A 17144-nucleotide genomic window follows, 5' to 3' on the forward strand; every position below is an offset into this window, starting at 1 on the left:
GCAGATCCTGATGGTTTACCTGCAATGGAGTGGCAGGTTATGCCAACTCGAAGCAGTTTAGAAGCGAACTACGCAACCACCTGCCCTGCCCTTCAGCCCTAGACTGGCCGTACCGAATCGACAACGAATGGGGTGCAACGTGGCAGGACTCTGGGTGTTTTTCATGGCGCTGGCGGTGGTCTATCTGTTGCCGGGCCCGGACATGATCCTGTTGTTGCAAACCGGTGCCCGTCAGGGCAAAGGCGCGGCGCTGGCGACGGCGGTGGGTCTGGGCATTGCCCGTGGTTGTCATGTGGCCTTGGCAGCGTTGGGGTTGGCGGCACTGTTCAAGGCTGCGCCCTGGACGTTCGACGTGGTACGCCTGGCCGGGGCCGCGTATCTGCTATGGATCGGCATTCAATGCCTGCGAACCACAATGCTGCCGAGTTTGAACGGAGCAGACGCCACCGCCGAAAAGCCTCGCTGGCGTGCAGCGATCCAGCGCGGTTTGCTGACCAACCTGCTCAACCCCAAAGCGTTGCTGTTCTGCTCGGTGCTGCTGCCGCAGTTCATCGATCCACACGCCGGGCCGGTGCTCACGCAATTCGCGACGCTGGGCGTAGTGTTAGTTGGCGTTGGGTTGTTGTTCGACAGCGCTTACGCACTGACCGGCGCAGCGCTGGGCCGTTGGCTGCAACGCAGTCCTTCGGCCCAACGCCTGCAGCAGTGGCTGTTCGGCAGCCTGTTGATCGGCTTCGCCGTGCGGCTGACCTTTGTGCAACAGGCATGATTACGCCAGCGCCTTGCGCTTGCGGCGATTGATCAGCACCAGCGCTACCGCTGTAAACACAACAACGCCGCCCGCTTGCAGCCATTTTTTGTAAGGTCGCAAGGCCGAGCGAACAGGGTCCAATGCCTGGGTTACGTAACGTTTGTCAGCGTTCGGGAAATCAGGATAAGGGCATTGGCGACCGAAGTTCACCGTCCAAAACACGTACGGTCCTTCTTTGACATAGCGTTGGTAGAAGGCGCTTTCTTCTTCAAGGCTGCTGTTCCACCCCGCCGCCGCACACAGCACTGCCGCAAAGGCTGCACTGGTATGCGGCAAATTGTCCGCTGCGCGACTGGCTAATGCGGTGGCGACAAAACGGTAGTGGTAGCGCTGATCGGGTTGGGCTGCGCTTGCCTGCTGACGTTTGACTTCACCTTCAGCCACTAATGAACCGACCTTGAGTTCGCTGCTTTCGAGGCTGTAGTTGCCTCCGAAGGTCGCGTAATCCGGGGACATCTCGTAGCCCAACAACTCCATTCCGTCGAAACGGGCCAGTGTCGCGGCATGGTAGTAAGCGAATGCCCGTTTGGTCGGCCACCATTTTGATTCGGCGTCGTGGCGCAACCGCCCATACTCCTTGGCCTTGGCCTGCAACTCGACGTTGTCGAAGTACGCCGGCGCTTCGTCATACCGCTCTTCGCGCAGCAAGCGCCGCCCGAGCAAATTGCGCAGTTTCGCCGCCACCGGTAACTGCACGTAGTTATCGCGATCCTGCTGAGTCAGAGGGGGCGGCGCCGGCACTTGAGTGTCGACGTATTGCTTGAGCTCATCGACGGTCAACACCCGCTCGGCGACCGTGGCGGCGTCGAACCAGTAGATATCTTTACTGCGATAAAGCTGATCGAACGCTTGCAGGTAGTCCCCGCGTTGCAACGCCAGGATCGCGCTTTCACCCTCGACCCGGCACTTGGGTTGAAGCGTTTCGAAGTCCCAATCCGGCGTCCTCCGCTCCCCCCACGACTCATTCTGCGGGAAGGCCTGGGCAGCCTTGGCATACGCTGCGGCAGCCGCGTTTTTATCGCCATCGCGCACGGCCAGTTTGGCCCGCAGCCACCACGCCAGTCCGCCATCACCGGCGTGTTCGAGGAACGCCTTGGCGCTGGTGTAATCACCCTGTTGATAATTCACCGCGGCCAGGCGATCAGCGTTATCGAGGCTACCGCGGGTGCTGTTTTGCAGCAGTTTGATCAGTTTCAATTCGTTCGGCGGTTGATCACCGAATGACCAGCCCAATCGACTGATCAAGGACGCCGTGACCAGTTGCTGCACCGGTTTGCCCTTGAGCAACTCGGCCAGTTGATCGTCAGGCATCGCCGCGAGGTCGGCCACCAACAGTTTCAGCGAGGTGTAGCCCACCGCCGAACCCTGAAGGTTTTGCGTGGCGTAGAGTTCGATGGCGCTGTTCCAGTCGCCGGCCGTGCGGGCCACGCGGGCCTCCTCTCCGAGGCTGGCGACACCCAGTTCCAGAGGGTCATTGAAGCCGTCGATGCTCAGCTGGCGAGTCTGCTCGAAAGCCTTTCGAGACTGAGCCAACAAGTCAGGGCCAGCGCCCGCTTCGGAGCTCATGGCAAACAGCGCCCGACCCAGCGAGTAAGCCGCCCAGGTGCTGCGCAACGCCCGTTGATCCGCTGGCAATGCCAGCAATTTTTGGAAGTACTCGGCGGCCAGTCCATGATCACCGGCATTGAATGCCACCGCGCCGGCCAGATAGAGCTTGAGCTCAGCCGGAAGGCTCGCGCCCTGACTCTCGACCTGATGCACATCGGTCAGGCTGCGTAACTGTTTCACCAGCGTTTGCTGCTCAGCCGTCAAACCGGATTGCTCAGCCTTATCCCGCTGTTCTGCGTAGTCGGGCGCATCCATGCCATAGGCGGTTTCGGTGACGTTCTTCAGCCCGGCGACCGCATGCCCGAGGCGACTGATTTCAAATCTGAAGTTGCCTTCCGGCAGCTCCGCCAGCGACTGGCCGCGGTTGTCCAGCAGACGCATCGGGAAATCCGGCCCACAGGCCAGCGCCGAACCCAGCGGCAGGCTGAGGCTCAGGCAAAGAAGATGGCGGGGCCAGTTACGGGTAAACATTCGAACCTCCTTGATCAATATGTGCGCAACGAGCCCAACCCACGGCGCGCTGCCCGCCGGCCGGTATTCGACCGTCGCGCAGGCGGGTGAAGGTAAGCAGATCCGGACGCTGTTGCAATACATAACCGGCCAGCGCATCGGCACCGTCACAGCCCTGCACCACAAGTGTCAGGCGTTCGGGCCAGGCGCTGTCGAGGTTGCCCTGATTGCTGAGGCTGATGTCATAGAGGTCGTTCTGCGCCGATAGTTTCAGCGCCAGTCGACTGTCGAGTGCATCGCCACGCGCCACGGCGCCCAAGGTCGTCAGACTCCAGGCACGGCGGTCGCTGGCCAGCGGCAGACGAAACCAGATCAGACCCGCCAGATGCGCCGGTGGATCGTTGCGCAACTCGCTCCCGAGTCGGCTCAATTGCTGCGGATCGGCGAGCAATTCCCGGCGTTTGCCGCCCTGTTCGATCGGCACTTCGCTTTCCACTACCGGCGCACCGCCGCCCGGCAACAACGCCACACCATAGGCCGGCAGCGCCAGATAGAAAGGTTTGGAAGTGACGCGGCTCCAGGCCTTGGTCCATTGACGGGCCTGATCCGGGTCAAACAAGCCAAGACGCGGATCGCTCACCGCGTGCACCTGCAACACGCTGCTGTCGACTGTGGATAACAATGCCGACAATTCGGGACTGTCGAGCCAGGCGGGCAATGCTGTGATGCTCAGCGCAATAGAGGCCGGCAGAACTGCGCGCAGGTGCGTAAGAAATTCGCGGTAGGTCGGTAGCCGAGCATTACCGGCATCGTGGTCGATTTCCACACCGGAGAGATTCAGCCCCTGCCCTTGCCAATCGCCGAGTACCTGCTGGATCTGCGCGGTGACTGCGTCCTGATCCAGCGACTTGAGTTGTCCATCGAGACGAATCACCGCGATCAGCGGCCGACCATCACGCTTGAGCAGCGCCGGATCAATCCGCGCCCGGCTCCAACCCGCCTCAGGGAATGCCTGCAAGGCCAGCACCCGCAGGGTGGAAAAGTCAGCGCGACTGTCCCTCAGCGCCGCTTCGTGGGCGGGTGTCCATTGCCGTTGCCAGACGTAGAGTTGCTGATCGAGCGCTGGCGCGTCCTGTCGTTCGCAACCGTTGAGCAACGCCACCGCGACAATCAACGCCGACAGACGAGCGAAAAAATACATACCGAATCTGATCCCTTATCGCAGCGGCTAGAAGCTGCGTTCGGCAGATGCTACAGGTCGAGGACCAAAGGCTGCGACCCCTGCGCCGGAATCGCACAACAAATCAGCACTTGTCCGTCATCCGGCACTTCCGCCGGCGGCTGTGGATAATTCACCTGGCCGCTGATCAGCCGGGTCTTGCAGGTCCCGCAGGAACCGCCGCGGCAACTGAATTCCGGGCGCAATCCACGGCTTTCCGCCAAATCCAGCAAACTGCCCCCGTCGGGTTGCCAGCGGGCCTCTTTAGCCGAGCGCTGAAACACCACCGGCACCGAAGTCGTAGCAGCGGGCGGTTGCTCAATGACCACTGCATCGGGGTCCGGCACCCGGCGCAAGGTCGAGGGGCCGAAGGTTTCGGCGTGAATCCTTGCATCACGGATGTCCAGTTCCCGCAGGCCGTCGTACAGCGCTTGGGTAAAACTGCCCGGACCACAGAGGACAAAATCCAGCTGATCGTAGTCCTCCACTTCAAGGAGGGTCTTGAGCAGCGCGGTGTCGATCCGCCCCGTCAGGTCGAAATCCTCACCCTCCAAGGCCCCGGCTTCCGGCTGACTCACCAGACGCAGCACCCTGACCGCATCACCTGCGCCATCGAGCAAGCGATCCAGCTCAGGACGAAACGCTTGATCGGCCAGCGTGCGCGAACTCTGGAAAAACCAGGTCGGCCGGATGCGGCGGGTGCGCAGGCCTTGATAAACCACCTCGCGCAGCATCGACAGCAGCGGCGTGATGCCCACGCCGGCAGCCAACAACACCAGCGGCCGACGTTCATTAGGTGCCACGTTGAAATGCCCTTGAGGCGCACGGGCCTCCAACAGATCACCGACACGCACTTGTTCATGCAGGTGCGAAGACACCAAGCCTTCACGCTTTACGCTGATGCGGAAAAAATCATCGGACGGCGCGCTCGACAGGCTGTAAGTACGGATATGCACCTCGCCGGCAATGTTAAAGCGCAGGGGCAAATGCTGCCCGGCCTGAAACACTGGCAACCCCGCGCCATCGGCAGGCTCCAGATAGATCGAGCGGATGTTGTGGCTTTCCTCTTTGATGCGCGCCACCCGCAGCGGCCGCCAGCGATCCCCCAAAGCCTGGGCTTGCAGACGGGCATTGGCCTGCTCCCAGGTGCCGGTCAGCAAACTGTTCGGTGACACGCCGTCGAAGCGCCACCGCAGAGCAAGCGCGGCGGGCCGACGCACCACGCTTTCCACCTCGACCGTCCACAAGCGCTCAGCCCCTTGAAACGCCTCGACCTGTGGGCCTTCAAGAATGACTTCGGTGCGACCGCTGAGGTGCAGCAGGTCTCCCGAATTGAAATCGATAAACAGCAAACCGGCCCGGGGATTGAGCAGCAGGTTGCCCAAGGTATTGAAGTGCAAGTTGCCGGCGAAATCCGGAATGGTCAGGCGATTACCTTCCACCTGTACGAAACCGACCTGGCCACCGCGGTGAGAAACATCCACCGAACGCTCACCATCGACGTCCACATAACTGGCGACAAAAAAGGTATCGGCTCCACTGATCATGGCCCTGGCGGTGTCATCCAGCCCATCGAAGTGCTGCGCGATGCGGGTCGACGGATCCGCCAGCGGTACCGAGCGAAACTGCCGCAACTGAATGTATTGCGGGCAGTTGCCGAAGGACTGTTCCACCGTCACACCGAAGCCGTTGGCCGTCATTGCGCCGACGCGACCATTGATGCGGTTGCGACGCCGGGTGTGCAGTTCGATGCCCAACAGACCGATCGCTGCGCCATCCGTTAACTGCGCGGGATCATCGGCACCCGGCAGGCTGTTGAATTGCAACACACCGGGCTCGGGCGAGTGAGCGAAGCCCGGCGGCCCTTCAATAATACTGGCCCATGGGTTGCCATCGACATCCACCGCGCCGTACAGCATGAACGGCAGTTGCTGATAGAACGTGCGGTGCTGGTCCGGCATTTCTGTGCGAATCACCCTACGACCAAACGCCTCCATTCGCTCGGCAACACCTACGTGTGTCTGCAACTGTTTCTCGCCAGCGTGCCACGGTGAACGGTCCATAACGGCGTCTCCCCTGCGCCATGGGCGCAGTGTGAACGGCCCGACAATGCCGGGCCGCAAGCATCAGACAGTTTTTTGCAGGCCGGCGACGGTGCGCGGCATGCCGACAAAACCCGGCAAGGCTTCGATGCGCGCCAGCCAGGCTCGCACGTTGGCGTAGTCCTCAAGCGACACATTGCCTTCAGGGGCATGGGCGATGTAGCTGTAGACCGCGACGTCGGCGATGGTGGGTTCGCTGCCTGCCAGATAAGCCGTATTTGCCAGTTCCTGATCGATCAATTTGAGCCAGACGTGGGAATAAGCGATCACCTCTTCAGCGTTGTAAGGTGCGCCAAACACAGTGATCAGCCTTGCCCTGCCCGGACCAAAGGCAATCGGCCCGGCCGCCACTGACAACCAACGCTGAACCTTCGCCGCACCGACCGGGTCGGCTGGCAGCCAGCGGCCGTTGCCGTACTTTTGTGCCAGATAAACCAGGATCGCGTTGGAATCGGCCAGCACCACGCCTTGATCATCAATGGCCGGAACCTGCCCGAACGGGTTAACCGCCAGGAACTCCGGCTGTTTGTGCGCGCCCTTGGCCAGATCGACAAAGATCAACTCGGTCGGCAGTTTCAACAGGGACAGCATCAGCTCCACACGGTGAGCATGGCCGGAACGCGGGAAGTTGTAGAGTTTGATCGCTTGCATGGTCGACTCCGCTGGGTGGTGGCGCCGTTCAGGTGAGATCAGCGCCGATGGGAGCTATCTTCCACCCGCAACCAAAACAACAGAATAACCAGCAAACGCAATCGATTGTTTCATGTGGCGCAATAAACCGTCAGCCCTGCAAGGCCGGGTGTTCCCGTAGCGCTTTGACCGTAAAGTCCACAAAACTGCGGATTCGCGCCGGGGCATTGCGCCCACCTTGGTACACCACATGGATCGGCAATGCCGGCAGTTCGAAGTCCGCTAATACGATTTCCAGCTCACCGGTCGCCACTTTACTCGCTACTTGATAAGACAGGACCCGGGTGAATCCCAGACCCAGGCACGCGGCGGTAATAGCCGCTTGATTCGCCGTCACCACCAATCGCGGTTCAGGTCGAACACTCAGCGGCTCCCCGGCTTCGAGGAATGGCCAGCTTCTCAACTGACCGATAGCGGACGTCGCAATAACCGGCGCCCCAGCCAGGTCTTGAGGATGTAAAGGCCTGCCATGGGCCGACAGGAATTGCGGAGAACCGCAGATCACCCGCCGCACTTCACCGACGCGAATCGCGTGCTGATTGCTGTCGGGCAACTCACCGATGCGCACGGCGACATCAATTCCCTCCTCGACCATGCTCACCACGCGATCGACCAGCAACCCATTGATGCTGACCTCAGGAAATTGCGTCAGATAATTCACCATCACTGGCGTGACAAACAGCTCACCAAACAACACCGGTGCGGTGATTGTCAGTTGCCCACGCGGTTGAGCGTGACTGCCCGCCGCCGAATCCTCAGCTTCCTGCACCTCGGCGAGAATCCTCCGACAGTCTTCCAGGTAACGCTGACCCGCCTCGCTCAAATGCACGCTGCGGGTAGTGCGCGTCAGCAGCAACGTGCCGATGCGTTTCTCCAGCGCCGCCACCGCGCGAGTCACGCTGGCTGCCGACAGGCCCAGACGCCGTGCCGCCGCCGAGAAGCCTTGGTCTTGGGCGACGGCGGCGAAGACTTGCATTTCCTGGAATCGGTCCATGGGCATGTCCTCAATTCAGATAAAAAAAATCGCAACCGTAGGCTGCGATTTTTAATGTTTCCATCACCTGTGGATAACTTATTCCACCGTCACCGACTTCGCCAGGTTACGCGGTTGGTCAACGTCGGTACCCTTCAACACGGCAACGTAGTACGAGAGCAACTGCAGCGGAATGGTGTAGAGGATCGGCGACAGGATGTCGTGGATGTGCGGCATTTGCACAACATGAGTGCCTTCGCCATTGGTCATGCCGGCCTGCTCGTCTGCGAAGACGATCAGCTCGCCGCCACGGGCGCGGACTTCCTGGAGGTTGGATTTCAACTTCTCCAGCAGCTCGTTGTTCGGTGCCACGGTGACCACCGGCATGTCGTTATCCACAAGCGCCAACGGGCCGTGTTTCAGCTCGCCGGCCGGATAAGCTTCAGCATGGATGTAGGAGATTTCCTTGAGCTTGAGCGCCCCTTCCATTGCCACCGGGAATTGCGCACCACGACCGAGGAACAGGGTGTGGTTTTTCTCGGCGAACAGCTCGGCGATTTTTTCGACGGTACCGTCCATGGCCAGGGCTTCGCCGAGGCGGGTCGGCAGGCGACGCAGCTCTTCAACCAATGTGGCTTCGACGCCTTTGGCCAACGTGCCGTGAACCTGACCCAAGGACAGGGTCAGCAACAGCAGACCGACCAACTGAGTGGTAAAGGCTTTGGTCGAGGCGACGCCGATTTCGCGACCGGCCTGGGTCAGCAGAGTCAGATCGGATTCACGCACCAGTGAGCTGATGCCGACGTTGCAAATCGCCAGGCTGGCGAGGTAACCCAACTCTTTGGCGTTACGCAGGGCAGCCAGGGTGTCAGCGGTTTCGCCGGACTGGGAGATGGTCACGAACAGGGTGTCGGCCTGCACCACTACCTTGCGGTAGCGGAATTCGCTGGCGACTTCGACTTGGCACGGGATGCCGGCCAGTTCTTCGAGCCAGTAACGGGCAACCATGCCGGCGTGGTAACTGGTGCCGCACGCGACGATCTGCACGTTACGCACTTTGGCGAACAGCTCGGCAGCCTGTGGACCGAACGCTTGCACCAGCACTTGATTGTGGCTGATGCGACCTTCCAGGGTGCGCTGCACCACGGCCGGTTGCTCGTGAATTTCCTTGAGCATGAAATGGCGGAATTTGCCCTTGTCAGCGGCTTCGGCGCCATCGCGGTACTGCACCGACTCACGTTCGACCAATTGGCCGCTCACGTCCCAGATTTGCACGCTGTCGAGGCGAATTTCGGCGATATCGCCTTCTTCCAGGTACATGAAGCGGTCAGTGACCTGACGCAGGGCCAACTGATCGGAAGCCAGGAAGTTTTCACCCATGCCCAGACCGATGACCAGCGGGCTGCCGCTGCGGGCGGCGACCAGACGATCCGGTTGCTGAGCGCTGATGACCGCCAGACCGTAAGCACCGTGCAGCTCTTTGACAGTAGCTTTCAGGGCCACGGTCAGATCCGGCAGATCCTTGAGTTTGTGGTTCAACAGGTGAGCGATGACTTCGGTATCGGTGTCCGAGGTGAACACGTAACCCAAGGCTTTCAGTTGCTCGCGCAGGGCTTCGTGGTTCTCGATGATGCCGTTGTGCACCACCGCCAGATCACCGGAGAAATGCGGGTGAGCGTTGCGCTCGCACGGCGCTCCATGGGTGGCCCAGCGGGTGTGGGCGATACCCAGGCGGCCGACCAGCGGTTCTTCGGCCAGCGCCTGTTCCAATTCACTGACCTTGCCCGGGCGACGCAGGCGCTCAAGCTTTTGGTCATGGGTGTAGACCGCTACACCGGCACTGTCATAGCCACGGTATTCCAGGCGTTTCAGGCCTTCGAGCAGGATGGCGGTGATATTACGTTCTGCAACTGCGCCGACAATTCCACACATGCTATTTCTCCTGACTGACAGCCGCGAGGATCAAGTTGATTCCGCGAGCCTGAATCTGATCCCGTGCCTCAAGCGGCAGGCGATCATCGGTAATAAGGGTATGGACGCTGCTCCAGGGCAGTTCCAGGTTGGGAATCTTGCGGCCGATCTTGTCGGCCTCCACCATGACAACCACTTCCCGGGCGACTTCAGCCATGACTCGGCTCAGCCCCAGCAGTTCGTTGAAGGTGGTGGTACCGCGAACCAGGTCGATGCCGTCGGCACCGATGAACAACTGGTCGAAATCGTAAGAGCGTAGTACCTGCTCGGCCACCTGCCCCTGAAAGGACTCGGAATGCGGGTCCCAAGTGCCGCCGGTCATCAACAGCACCGGCTCATGCTCGAGTTCGCTCAAAGCATTGGCGACATGCAGGGAGTTGGTCATCACGACCAGGCCCGGCTGCTGGCCGAGTTCCGGAATCATCGCCGCCGTGGTGCTGCCGCTGTCGATGATGATCCGCGCATGCTCGCGAATCCGCGCAACGGCGGCGCGGGCGATGGCCTGCTTGTATTTGGACACCGGCTGACCAAGGTCGGCCACCAGCTCTTGAGGCAAGGTGATCGCTCCGCCATAACGGCGCAGCAGCAAGCCATTGCTCTCAAGCGCCGCGAGATCCTTGCGGATCGTAACTTCCGACGTTTCGAAGCGCTTGGCCAGCTCATCCACACTGACTTCGCCCTGCTGATTGAGCAAGGCGAGGATGTTGTGACGGCGTTGAGGTGTATTGCGTTTCGACATGATCTGGTAAGTTTCGATTCGAAAGATAACGGAAGCAATCAAAACCTATTGGCGAAACTTCGTCAAGCGTGGGGCGATAAAAAGACCTGTGGATAACCCATAAAAAGATCGCAGCCTTCGGCAGCTCCTACAGGGAATTCGTGTTCACTCTGTAGGAGCTGCCGAAGGCTGCGATCTTTTTGATCTTTCAATCTGTGGATAACTCAGCCCTTCTTGATTTTCTCAGGCCGCTTCCAGCCATCGATATTCTTCTGCCGCGCACGACCCACGGCCAACTGCGCGTTATCCACATTCTGCGTAATGGTCGAACCCGCCGCCGTGGTCGCACCCGAAGAGATATCCACAGGCGCAACCAACGAGTTGTTGGAACCGATGAACACATCTTCACCCAGCACGGTTTTCCACTTATTGGCACCGTCGTAGTTGCAAGTGATGGTGCCCGCGCCGATGTTGGTACGCGCGCCGATCTCGGCATCACCCAGATAGGTCAGATGACCGGCCTTGGCGCCTTCGCCCAAGTGAGCGTTTTTCAACTCAACAAAGTTACCCACATGGGCGCGTGCTTCCAGCACAGTACCTGGACGCAAACGAGCGAACGGGCCGGCATCGCTGCCTTCGCCGAGAATCGCGCCTTCGATATGGCTGTTGGCCTTGATCACCACACCTTTGCGCAGGGTGCTGTCCTTGATCACACAGTTCGGGCCGATCACCACGTCGTCCTCGATAATGACCTTGCCTTCGAGGATCACGTTGATGTCGATCAGCACGTCGCGGCCGACGGTGATTTCACCGCGCACATCAAAACGAGCCGGGTCACGCAGGGTCACGCCCTGAGCCATCAACCGACGACCAGCGCGCAGCTGATAGTGACGCTCAAGCTCGGAAAGCTGCTTGCGGTCGTTGGCGCCCTGCACTTCCATGGCGTCGTGGGGTTGCTCGGTTGCCACCACCAGACCGTCGCTGACTGCCATGGCGATCACGTCGGTCAGGTAGTACTCGCCCTGGGCGTTATTGTTCGATAGACGGCTCATCCAGCCAGCCAATTGCGCGAACGGCAGCGCCAGAATGCCGGTGTTGCCTTCAGTGATCGCTCGTTCGGCTTCGTTGGCGTCCTTCTGCTCGACGATGGCTGTCACTTTGCCGTCGGCGTCGCGGACGATGCGGCCATAGCCGGTCGGGTCGTCCAGTTCTACTGTCAACAAGCCCAGTTGCTGCGGCGCTACTTGCTTGAGCAGACGCTGCAGGGTCTCGACTTCGATCAATGGCACGTCACCATAAAGAATCAGGACGGTGTCGGACTCAATAAAAGGCACCGCTTGAGCTACCGCGTGGCCAGTCCCAAGCTGTTTGTCCTGCAGGACGAAATTAAGATCATCAGCCGCCAGGCGCTCGCGCACTGCATCGGCGCCATGGCCGATGACGACGTGGATGCGCTGTGGATCAAGTTGCCGGGCGCTGTGGATAACATGGCCGAGCATCGAGTTGCCGGCAATCGGATGCAGAACCTTCGGCAGTGCCGAACGCATGCGAGTGCCCTGACCAGCAGCGAGGATAACGATTTCTAAAGACATGACTGGCTACCAATCCTGGGAGGTCAGCGGCTGCGACCAGGTTATGAATATCTAAAAAGAAAAAAGGGTAGCCGAAGCTACCCTTTTTAATCAATCGCACAACAAGCGGTGGCCTGTTAGTGGCCGAACTTCTTGCGGATCTGCTGGACGGTGCGCAGCTGAGCTGTAGCCTCGGCCAGACGTGCAGCAGCAGAACCGTAATCGAATTCTGCACCACGGTCATGCAAGGCCTTCTCGGCAGCCTTAACGGCTTCCTGAGCGGAGGCTTCGTCCAGGTCGGCAGCACGTTGCACAGTGTCGGCAAGTACCTTGACCATGTTCGGCTGAACCTCGAGGAAACCGCCGGAGATGTAATACACCTCCTCTTCCCCGCCCTGCTTGATCAGGCGGATCGGGCCCGGCTTGAGATTAGTGATCAGCGGCGCGTGACCCAGGGCGATACCAAGATCACCCAGTGCACCGTGCGCAACCACCATCTCGACCAGGCCGGAGAAGATTTCCCCTTCCGCGCTGACGATATCGCAATGGACTGTCATAGCCATCTGATTGCCTCAACCTAAATTAGCGCCCGTTGCCGGGCGCCGGGATTACAGTTTCTTGGCTTTCTCGATCGCTTCTTCGATGCCGCCGACCATGTAGAACGCTTGTTCTGGCAGGTGGTCGTAGTCACCGTTGAGGATGCCTTTGAAGCCAGCAATAGTGTCTTTCAGGGAAACGTATTTACCCGAGGCACCGGTGAAGACTTCAGCCACGAAGAACGGCTGCGACAAGAAACGCTGGATCTTACGAGCACGGTTTACCAACTGCTTGTCGGCTTCCGACAGCTCGTCCATACCCAGGATCGCAATGATGTCCTTCAGTTCTTTGTAACGTTGCAGAACATACTGTACGCCGCGAGCGGTGTCGTAGTGGTCCTGTCCGATTACGTTCGGGTCCAGCTGGCGCGAAGTCGAGTCGAGTGGATCGACCGCTGGGTAGATACCCAGGGAAGCGATGTCACGGGACAGAACGACGGTGGCGTCCAAGTGGGCGAAAGTGGTCGCTGGCGACGGGTCAGTCAAGTCATCCGCAGGTACGTATACCGCTTGGATCGAAGTGATCGAACCGTTTTTGGTCGAAGTGATACGCTCTTGCAGAGTACCCATCTCTTCGGCCAAGGTCGGCTGATAACCTACTGCGGAAGGCATACGGCCCAGCAGTGCGGATACTTCAGTACCGGCCAGGGTGTAACGATAGATGTTGTCGACGAACAGCAGAACGTCGTTACCTTCGTCACGGAACTTCTCGGCCATGGTCAGGCCGGTCAGTGCTACGCGCAGACGGTTACCCGGCGGCTCGTTCATCTGACCGTAAACCAGTGCCACTTTGTCCAGAACGTTGGAATCCTTCATCTCGTGGTAGAAGTCGTTACCCTCACGAGTACGCTCACCCACACCGGCGAACACGGAATAACCGCTGTGCTCGATGGCGATGTTACGGATCAGTTCCATCATGTTTACGGTTTTGCCTACACCGGCACCACCGAACAGACCGACTTTACCGCCCTTGGCGAACGGGCAAACCAGGTCGATAACCTTGATGCCGGTTTCCAGCAGGTCGTTGCCGCCAGCTTGTTCAGCGAAGGTTGGCGCAGGACGGTGAATGCCCCAGCGCTCTTCGGTGTCGATCGGGCCAGCTTCGTCGATCGGGTTGCCCAGTACGTCCATGATCCGGCCCAGGGTCGCTTTACCGACCGGTACGGAGATGGCTGCGCCGGAGTCCTTGACTTCCAGACCGCGCTTCAAGCCTTCGGTGGAACCCATCGCAATGGTACGAACCACGCCGTCGCCCAGCTGTTGCTGAACTTCCAGAGTGGTCCCTGCCGCGCTTTGTACCAACAGCGCGTTATAGATGCTCGGTACGCTGTCGCGTGGAAATTCCACGTCGATAACGGCGCCGATGATTTGAACGATACGTCCGCTACTCATAGCTGGATCCTCTGAATATTTGAACCGTTAAACCGCGGCAGCGCCGCCGACGATTTCCGAGATCTCTTGGGTGATCGCAGCCTGACGCGCCTTGTTGTAGACCAGCTGCAAATCGCTGATCAAATCACCGGCGTTGTCGGTAGCGTTCTTCATCGCGATCATCCGCGCAGCTTGTTCAGCCGCGTTGTTCTCGACCACCGCCTGGTAGACCTGCGACTCGACGTAACGGACCATCAAGCCGTCAAGCAGCTCTTTGGCATCCGGTTCGTAGAGATAGTCCCAGTGGTGCTTGAGCGATTGATCCGGGGTTGCCTCCAGTGGAATCAACTGCTCCACAGTAGGCTGTTGCGTCATGGTGTTGATGAACTTGTTGGACACCACGGACAGGCGATCAATACGGCCGTCCAGGTAGGCATCCAGCATCACCTTGACGCTGCCAATCAGATCATTGATCGACGGCTCTTCACCCAGGTGGCTGATAGCTGCAACGACGTTACCGCCGAAGTTGCGGAAGAAAGCCGCACCCTTGCTACCAACAACACACAGATCGATCTCGACGCCGTTTTCGCGGTTTACCGCCATGTCCTTGACCAGGGCCTTGAACAGGTTGGTGTTCAAGCCACCACACAGACCACGGTCACTGCTCACTACGACATAACCGACGCGCTTGATTTCACGCTCGATCATGAAGGGGTGGCGATATTCCGGGTTAGCGTTGGCCAAATGACCAATAACCTGGCGGATGCGCTCCGCGTAAGGACGGCTAGCAGACATACGCATTTGTGCCTTGCGCATTTTGCTGACCGCCACTTTTTCCATGGCGCTGGTAATCTTTTGCGTGCTTTTGATGCTCGCAATCTTACTGCGAATCTCTTTTGCGCCTGCCATGTAACACCTATCAGGTTAGCAAGCGGGAGCCTTGCGGCTCCCGCTGCGGCTTACCAGGTTTGGGTGGCCTTGAACTTCTCGATACCGGCTTTCATGCCAGCGTCGATTTCGTCATTGAAGTCACCCTTCACGTTGATCTTCGCCATCAATTCGGCGTGATCGCGGTTGAAGAAAGCAATCAGCGCTTGTTCGAAGCTGCCGATCTTGGCGATTTCAACGTCAGTCAGGAACCCACGCTCAGCGGCATACAGCGACAGCGCCATGTCAGCGATCGACATTGGTGCGTATTGCTTCTGCTTCATCAGCTCGGTAACGCGCTGACCATGCTCAAGTTGCTTCCGGGTCGCTTCGTCCAGGTCAGAAGCGAACTGGGCGAATGCCGCCAGTTCACGGTACTGAGCCAGAGCGGTACGGATACCACCGGAGAGCTTCTTGATGATCTTGGTCTGAGCGGCACCACCCACACGGGATACCGAAACACCGGCGTTCACAGCAGGACGGATCCCGGAGTTGAACATGGCCGATTCCAGGAAAATCTGACCGTCGGTGATGGAAATCACGTTGGTCGGAACGAACGCGGAAACGTCGCCAGCCTGGGTTTCGATGATCGGCAGTGCGGTCAGGGAACCGGTTTTGCCGGTCACTGCGCCATTGGTGAACTTCTCTACGTACTCTTCCGAAACGCGGGATGCGCGCTCCAGCAGACGGGAGTGGAGATAGAACACGTCGCCTGGGTAAGCTTCACGGCCTGGTGGACGGCGCAGCAGCAGGGAAATCTGGCGGTAAGCCACTGCTTGCTTGGACAGATCGTCATAAACGATCAGCGCGTCTTCACCGCGGTCGCGGAAGAATTCACCCATGGTGCAACCGGAGTACGGTGCCAGGAACTGCAGTGCTGCAGATTCCGAAGCGCTCGCGGCAACGACGATGGTGTTAGCCAGTGCGCCGTTTTCTTCCAGCTTGCGAACCACGTTAGCGATGGTCGATTGTTTCTGACCGATAGCTACGTAGACGCAGAAAATACCGCTGTTTTTCTGGTTGATGATCGCGTCGATCGCCAGAGCGGTTTTACCGATCTGACGGTCACCGATGATCAGCTCACGCTGGCCACGGCCGACAGGAATCATGGCATCGACAGCCTTGTAGCCAGTCTGTACAGGCTGGTCTACCGACTTACGCCAGATCACGCCTGGAGCAACTTTCTCGACCGCATCGGTCTCGGTGTTGTTCAGCGGACCTTTGCCGTCAACTGGGTTACCCAGTGCGTCGACTACGCGACCCAGCAGTTCCTTACCAACCGGAACTTCGAGGATGCGGCCAGTGCACTTGGCGCTCATGCCTTCAGCCAGAGACTGGTAAGAGCCCAATACAACGGCACCTACAGAGTCTTGCTCCAGGTTGAGAGCCATACCGAAGACGCCGCCCGGAAACTCGATCATCTCGCCGTACATTACGTCGGCCAGACCGTGAATCCGCACGATACCGTCAGATACGCTGACGACAGTGCCTTCGTTACGGGCTTGGGAGGTCACATCGAGCTTGTCGATGCGGCCCTTGATAATTTCACTTATTTCGGAAGGATTGAGTTGCTGCATTGCTCTGCTGCCCCTTCAAACTCAAGATTTCAATGCTTCGGCAAGGTTCGCGAGTTTGCCGCGAATCGAGCCATCGATTACCAGGTCGCCGGCGCGGATGATGACACCACCAATAAGGGTGGCATCCTCCGCAGCGTGCAGTCGCACTTCCCGGCCGAGCCGTGCACTGAGAACCTTGGCGAGTTTGTCTTGCTGTTCTTGGTTCAATGCAAAAGCACTGGTTACGTCCACGTCTACCGATTTCTCTTGTTCGGCCTTGTACAGGTCAAACAGAGCGGCGATCTCCGGCAAAAGCGGGAGACGGTCGTTTTCGGCAACGACGTGAATGAAATTCTGTGCCTTGGCATCGAACTTGTCGCCACACACGTCAATAAACGTGGTGGCCTTGTTTGCGCTCGTCAGTCGCGGGGCCTTGAGCACGCGCTGCATGGTGTCGTCTTGCGACACTGCCGCAGCCAGGCCGAGCATGGCTGACCAAGAGGCCAGTTGCTGGTGGGCCTGGGCGTGCTCGAAGGCTGCCTTAGCGTAAGGTCGGGCCAACGTGGTCAATTCTGCCATGA

At 59.2% G+C, this 17144-nt stretch carries 14 protein-coding genes; 1 reads left to right on the plus strand and 13 read right to left on the minus strand.

From position 1 onward, the window contains the following. Positions 1-139: 139 nt before the first annotated feature. Complete coding sequence (locus ACMXYH_RS00785; RefSeq protein WP_129439815.1) at positions 140-769, plus strand: LysE family translocator; 630 nt, start codon at positions 140-142, stop codon at positions 767-769. Here ACMXYH_RS00785 and ACMXYH_RS00790 read toward each other — a convergent pair whose 3' ends face one another. The 13 genes from ACMXYH_RS00790 to ACMXYH_RS00850 form a co-directional block, all read right to left on the minus strand. Beyond that, positions 770-2890, minus strand: a complete 2121-nt coding sequence (locus ACMXYH_RS00790) for a hypothetical protein (protein WP_415766010.1) — start codon at positions 2888-2890, stop codon at positions 770-772. After that, positions 2877-4070 carry a DUF3142 domain-containing protein gene (locus ACMXYH_RS00795; protein ID WP_415766011.1) on the minus strand — a complete coding sequence of 398 codons (1194 nt, stop codon included), beginning with the start codon at positions 4068-4070 and terminating at the stop codon, positions 2877-2879. The genes ACMXYH_RS00790 and ACMXYH_RS00795 overlap by 14 nt, the downstream gene beginning before the upstream one ends. Positions 4071-4120: 50 nt before the next feature. Continuing rightward, the gene (locus ACMXYH_RS00800) at positions 4121-6151 is read right to left on the minus strand and encodes a pyridoxamine 5'-phosphate oxidase family protein (RefSeq protein WP_415766012.1); all 2031 of its coding nucleotides are present in this window, start codon (positions 6149-6151) and stop codon (positions 4121-4123) included. Positions 6152-6214: 63 nt separating this feature from the next. Then, positions 6215-6841 carry a glutathione S-transferase family protein gene (locus ACMXYH_RS00805; RefSeq protein ID WP_129439807.1) on the minus strand — a complete coding sequence of 209 codons (627 nt, stop codon included), beginning with the start codon at positions 6839-6841 and terminating at the stop codon, positions 6215-6217. 130 nt (positions 6842-6971) lie between these two features. After that, positions 6972-7874, minus strand: coding sequence for a LysR family transcriptional regulator (locus tag ACMXYH_RS00810; protein ID WP_415766013.1), 903 nt, complete (start codon positions 7872-7874; stop codon positions 6972-6974). 78 nt (positions 7875-7952) lie between these two features. Beyond that, complete coding sequence (gene glmS / locus ACMXYH_RS00815) at positions 7953-9785, minus strand: glutamine--fructose-6-phosphate transaminase (isomerizing) (protein WP_415766014.1); 1833 nt, start codon at positions 9783-9785, stop codon at positions 7953-7955. A 1-nt stretch (position 9786) separates the two neighbouring features. Further along, positions 9787-10566: a DeoR family transcriptional regulator gene (locus ACMXYH_RS00820; protein WP_415767775.1), complete on the minus strand. Its 780-nt coding sequence runs from the start codon at positions 10564-10566 to the stop codon at positions 9787-9789. Positions 10567-10766: 200 nt separating this feature from the next. Then, positions 10767-12134 carry a bifunctional UDP-N-acetylglucosamine diphosphorylase/glucosamine-1-phosphate N-acetyltransferase GlmU gene (glmU, locus tag ACMXYH_RS00825; RefSeq protein WP_129439763.1) on the minus strand — a complete coding sequence of 456 codons (1368 nt, stop codon included), beginning with the start codon at positions 12132-12134 and terminating at the stop codon, positions 10767-10769. A 116-nt stretch (positions 12135-12250) separates the two neighbouring features. Further along, positions 12251-12676: a F0F1 ATP synthase subunit epsilon gene (locus ACMXYH_RS00830; protein WP_033059677.1), complete on the minus strand. Its 426-nt coding sequence runs from the start codon at positions 12674-12676 to the stop codon at positions 12251-12253. 45 nt (positions 12677-12721) lie between these two features. Next, positions 12722-14101 (minus strand): F0F1 ATP synthase subunit beta, encoded by a 1380-nt coding sequence (gene atpD, locus ACMXYH_RS00835; RefSeq protein WP_033059678.1) that lies wholly within the window; start codon positions 14099-14101, stop codon positions 12722-12724. 27 nt (positions 14102-14128) lie between these two features. After that, positions 14129-14989, minus strand: a complete 861-nt coding sequence (atpG, locus tag ACMXYH_RS00840) for a F0F1 ATP synthase subunit gamma (protein ID WP_123367463.1) — start codon at positions 14987-14989, stop codon at positions 14129-14131. 50 nt (positions 14990-15039) lie between these two features. After that, positions 15040-16584, minus strand: a complete 1545-nt coding sequence (gene atpA, locus ACMXYH_RS00845; RefSeq protein WP_033059681.1) for a F0F1 ATP synthase subunit alpha — start codon at positions 16582-16584, stop codon at positions 15040-15042. A gap of 21 nt (positions 16585-16605) precedes the next feature. After that, positions 16606-17142 (minus strand): F0F1 ATP synthase subunit delta, encoded by a 537-nt coding sequence (locus ACMXYH_RS00850; protein ID WP_033059683.1) that lies wholly within the window; start codon positions 17140-17142, stop codon positions 16606-16608. Between the last annotated feature and the right edge of the window lie 2 nt (positions 17143-17144).

The organism is Pseudomonas frigoris (assembly GCF_047758635.1).
In the GTDB taxonomy this organism is placed as follows: Bacteria; Pseudomonadota; Gammaproteobacteria; order Pseudomonadales; family Pseudomonadaceae; genus Aquipseudomonas; species Aquipseudomonas frigoris.

Coding starts and splice junctions, on each gene's coding strand:
- ACMXYH_RS00810 (WP_415766013.1), bottom strand. CDS start 7,874: ATGGACCGATTCCAGGAAATGCAAGTCTTCGCCGCCGTCGCCCAAGAC.
- ACMXYH_RS00790 (WP_415766010.1), bottom strand. CDS start 2,890: ATGTTTACCCGTAACTGGCCCCGCCATCTTCTTTGCCTGAGCCTCAGC.
- atpG (WP_123367463.1), bottom strand. CDS start 14,989: ATGGCAGGCGCAAAAGAGATTCGCAGTAAGATTGCGAGCATCAAAAGC.
- ACMXYH_RS00830 (WP_033059677.1), bottom strand. CDS start 12,676: ATGGCTATGACAGTCCATTGCGATATCGTCAGCGCGGAAGGGGAAATC.
- glmS (WP_415766014.1), bottom strand. CDS start 9,785: ATGTGTGGAATTGTCGGCGCAGTTGCAGAACGTAATATCACCGCCATC.
- ACMXYH_RS00795 (WP_415766011.1), bottom strand. CDS start 4,070: ATGTATTTTTTCGCTCGTCTGTCGGCGTTGATTGTCGCGGTGGCGTTG.
- atpA (WP_033059681.1), bottom strand. CDS start 16,584: ATGCAGCAACTCAATCCTTCCGAAATAAGTGAAATTATCAAGGGCCGC.
- ACMXYH_RS00800 (WP_415766012.1), bottom strand. CDS start 6,151: ATGGACCGTTCACCGTGGCACGCTGGCGAGAAACAGTTGCAGACACAC.
- ACMXYH_RS00850 (WP_033059683.1), bottom strand. CDS start 17,142: ATGGCAGAATTGACCACGTTGGCCCGACCTTACGCTAAGGCAGCCTTC.
- atpD (WP_033059678.1), bottom strand. CDS start 14,101: ATGAGTAGCGGACGTATCGTTCAAATCATCGGCGCCGTTATCGACGTG.
- glmU (WP_129439763.1), bottom strand. CDS start 12,134: ATGTCTTTAGAAATCGTTATCCTCGCTGCTGGTCAGGGCACTCGCATG.
- ACMXYH_RS00805 (WP_129439807.1), bottom strand. CDS start 6,841: ATGCAAGCGATCAAACTCTACAACTTCCCGCGTTCCGGCCATGCTCAC.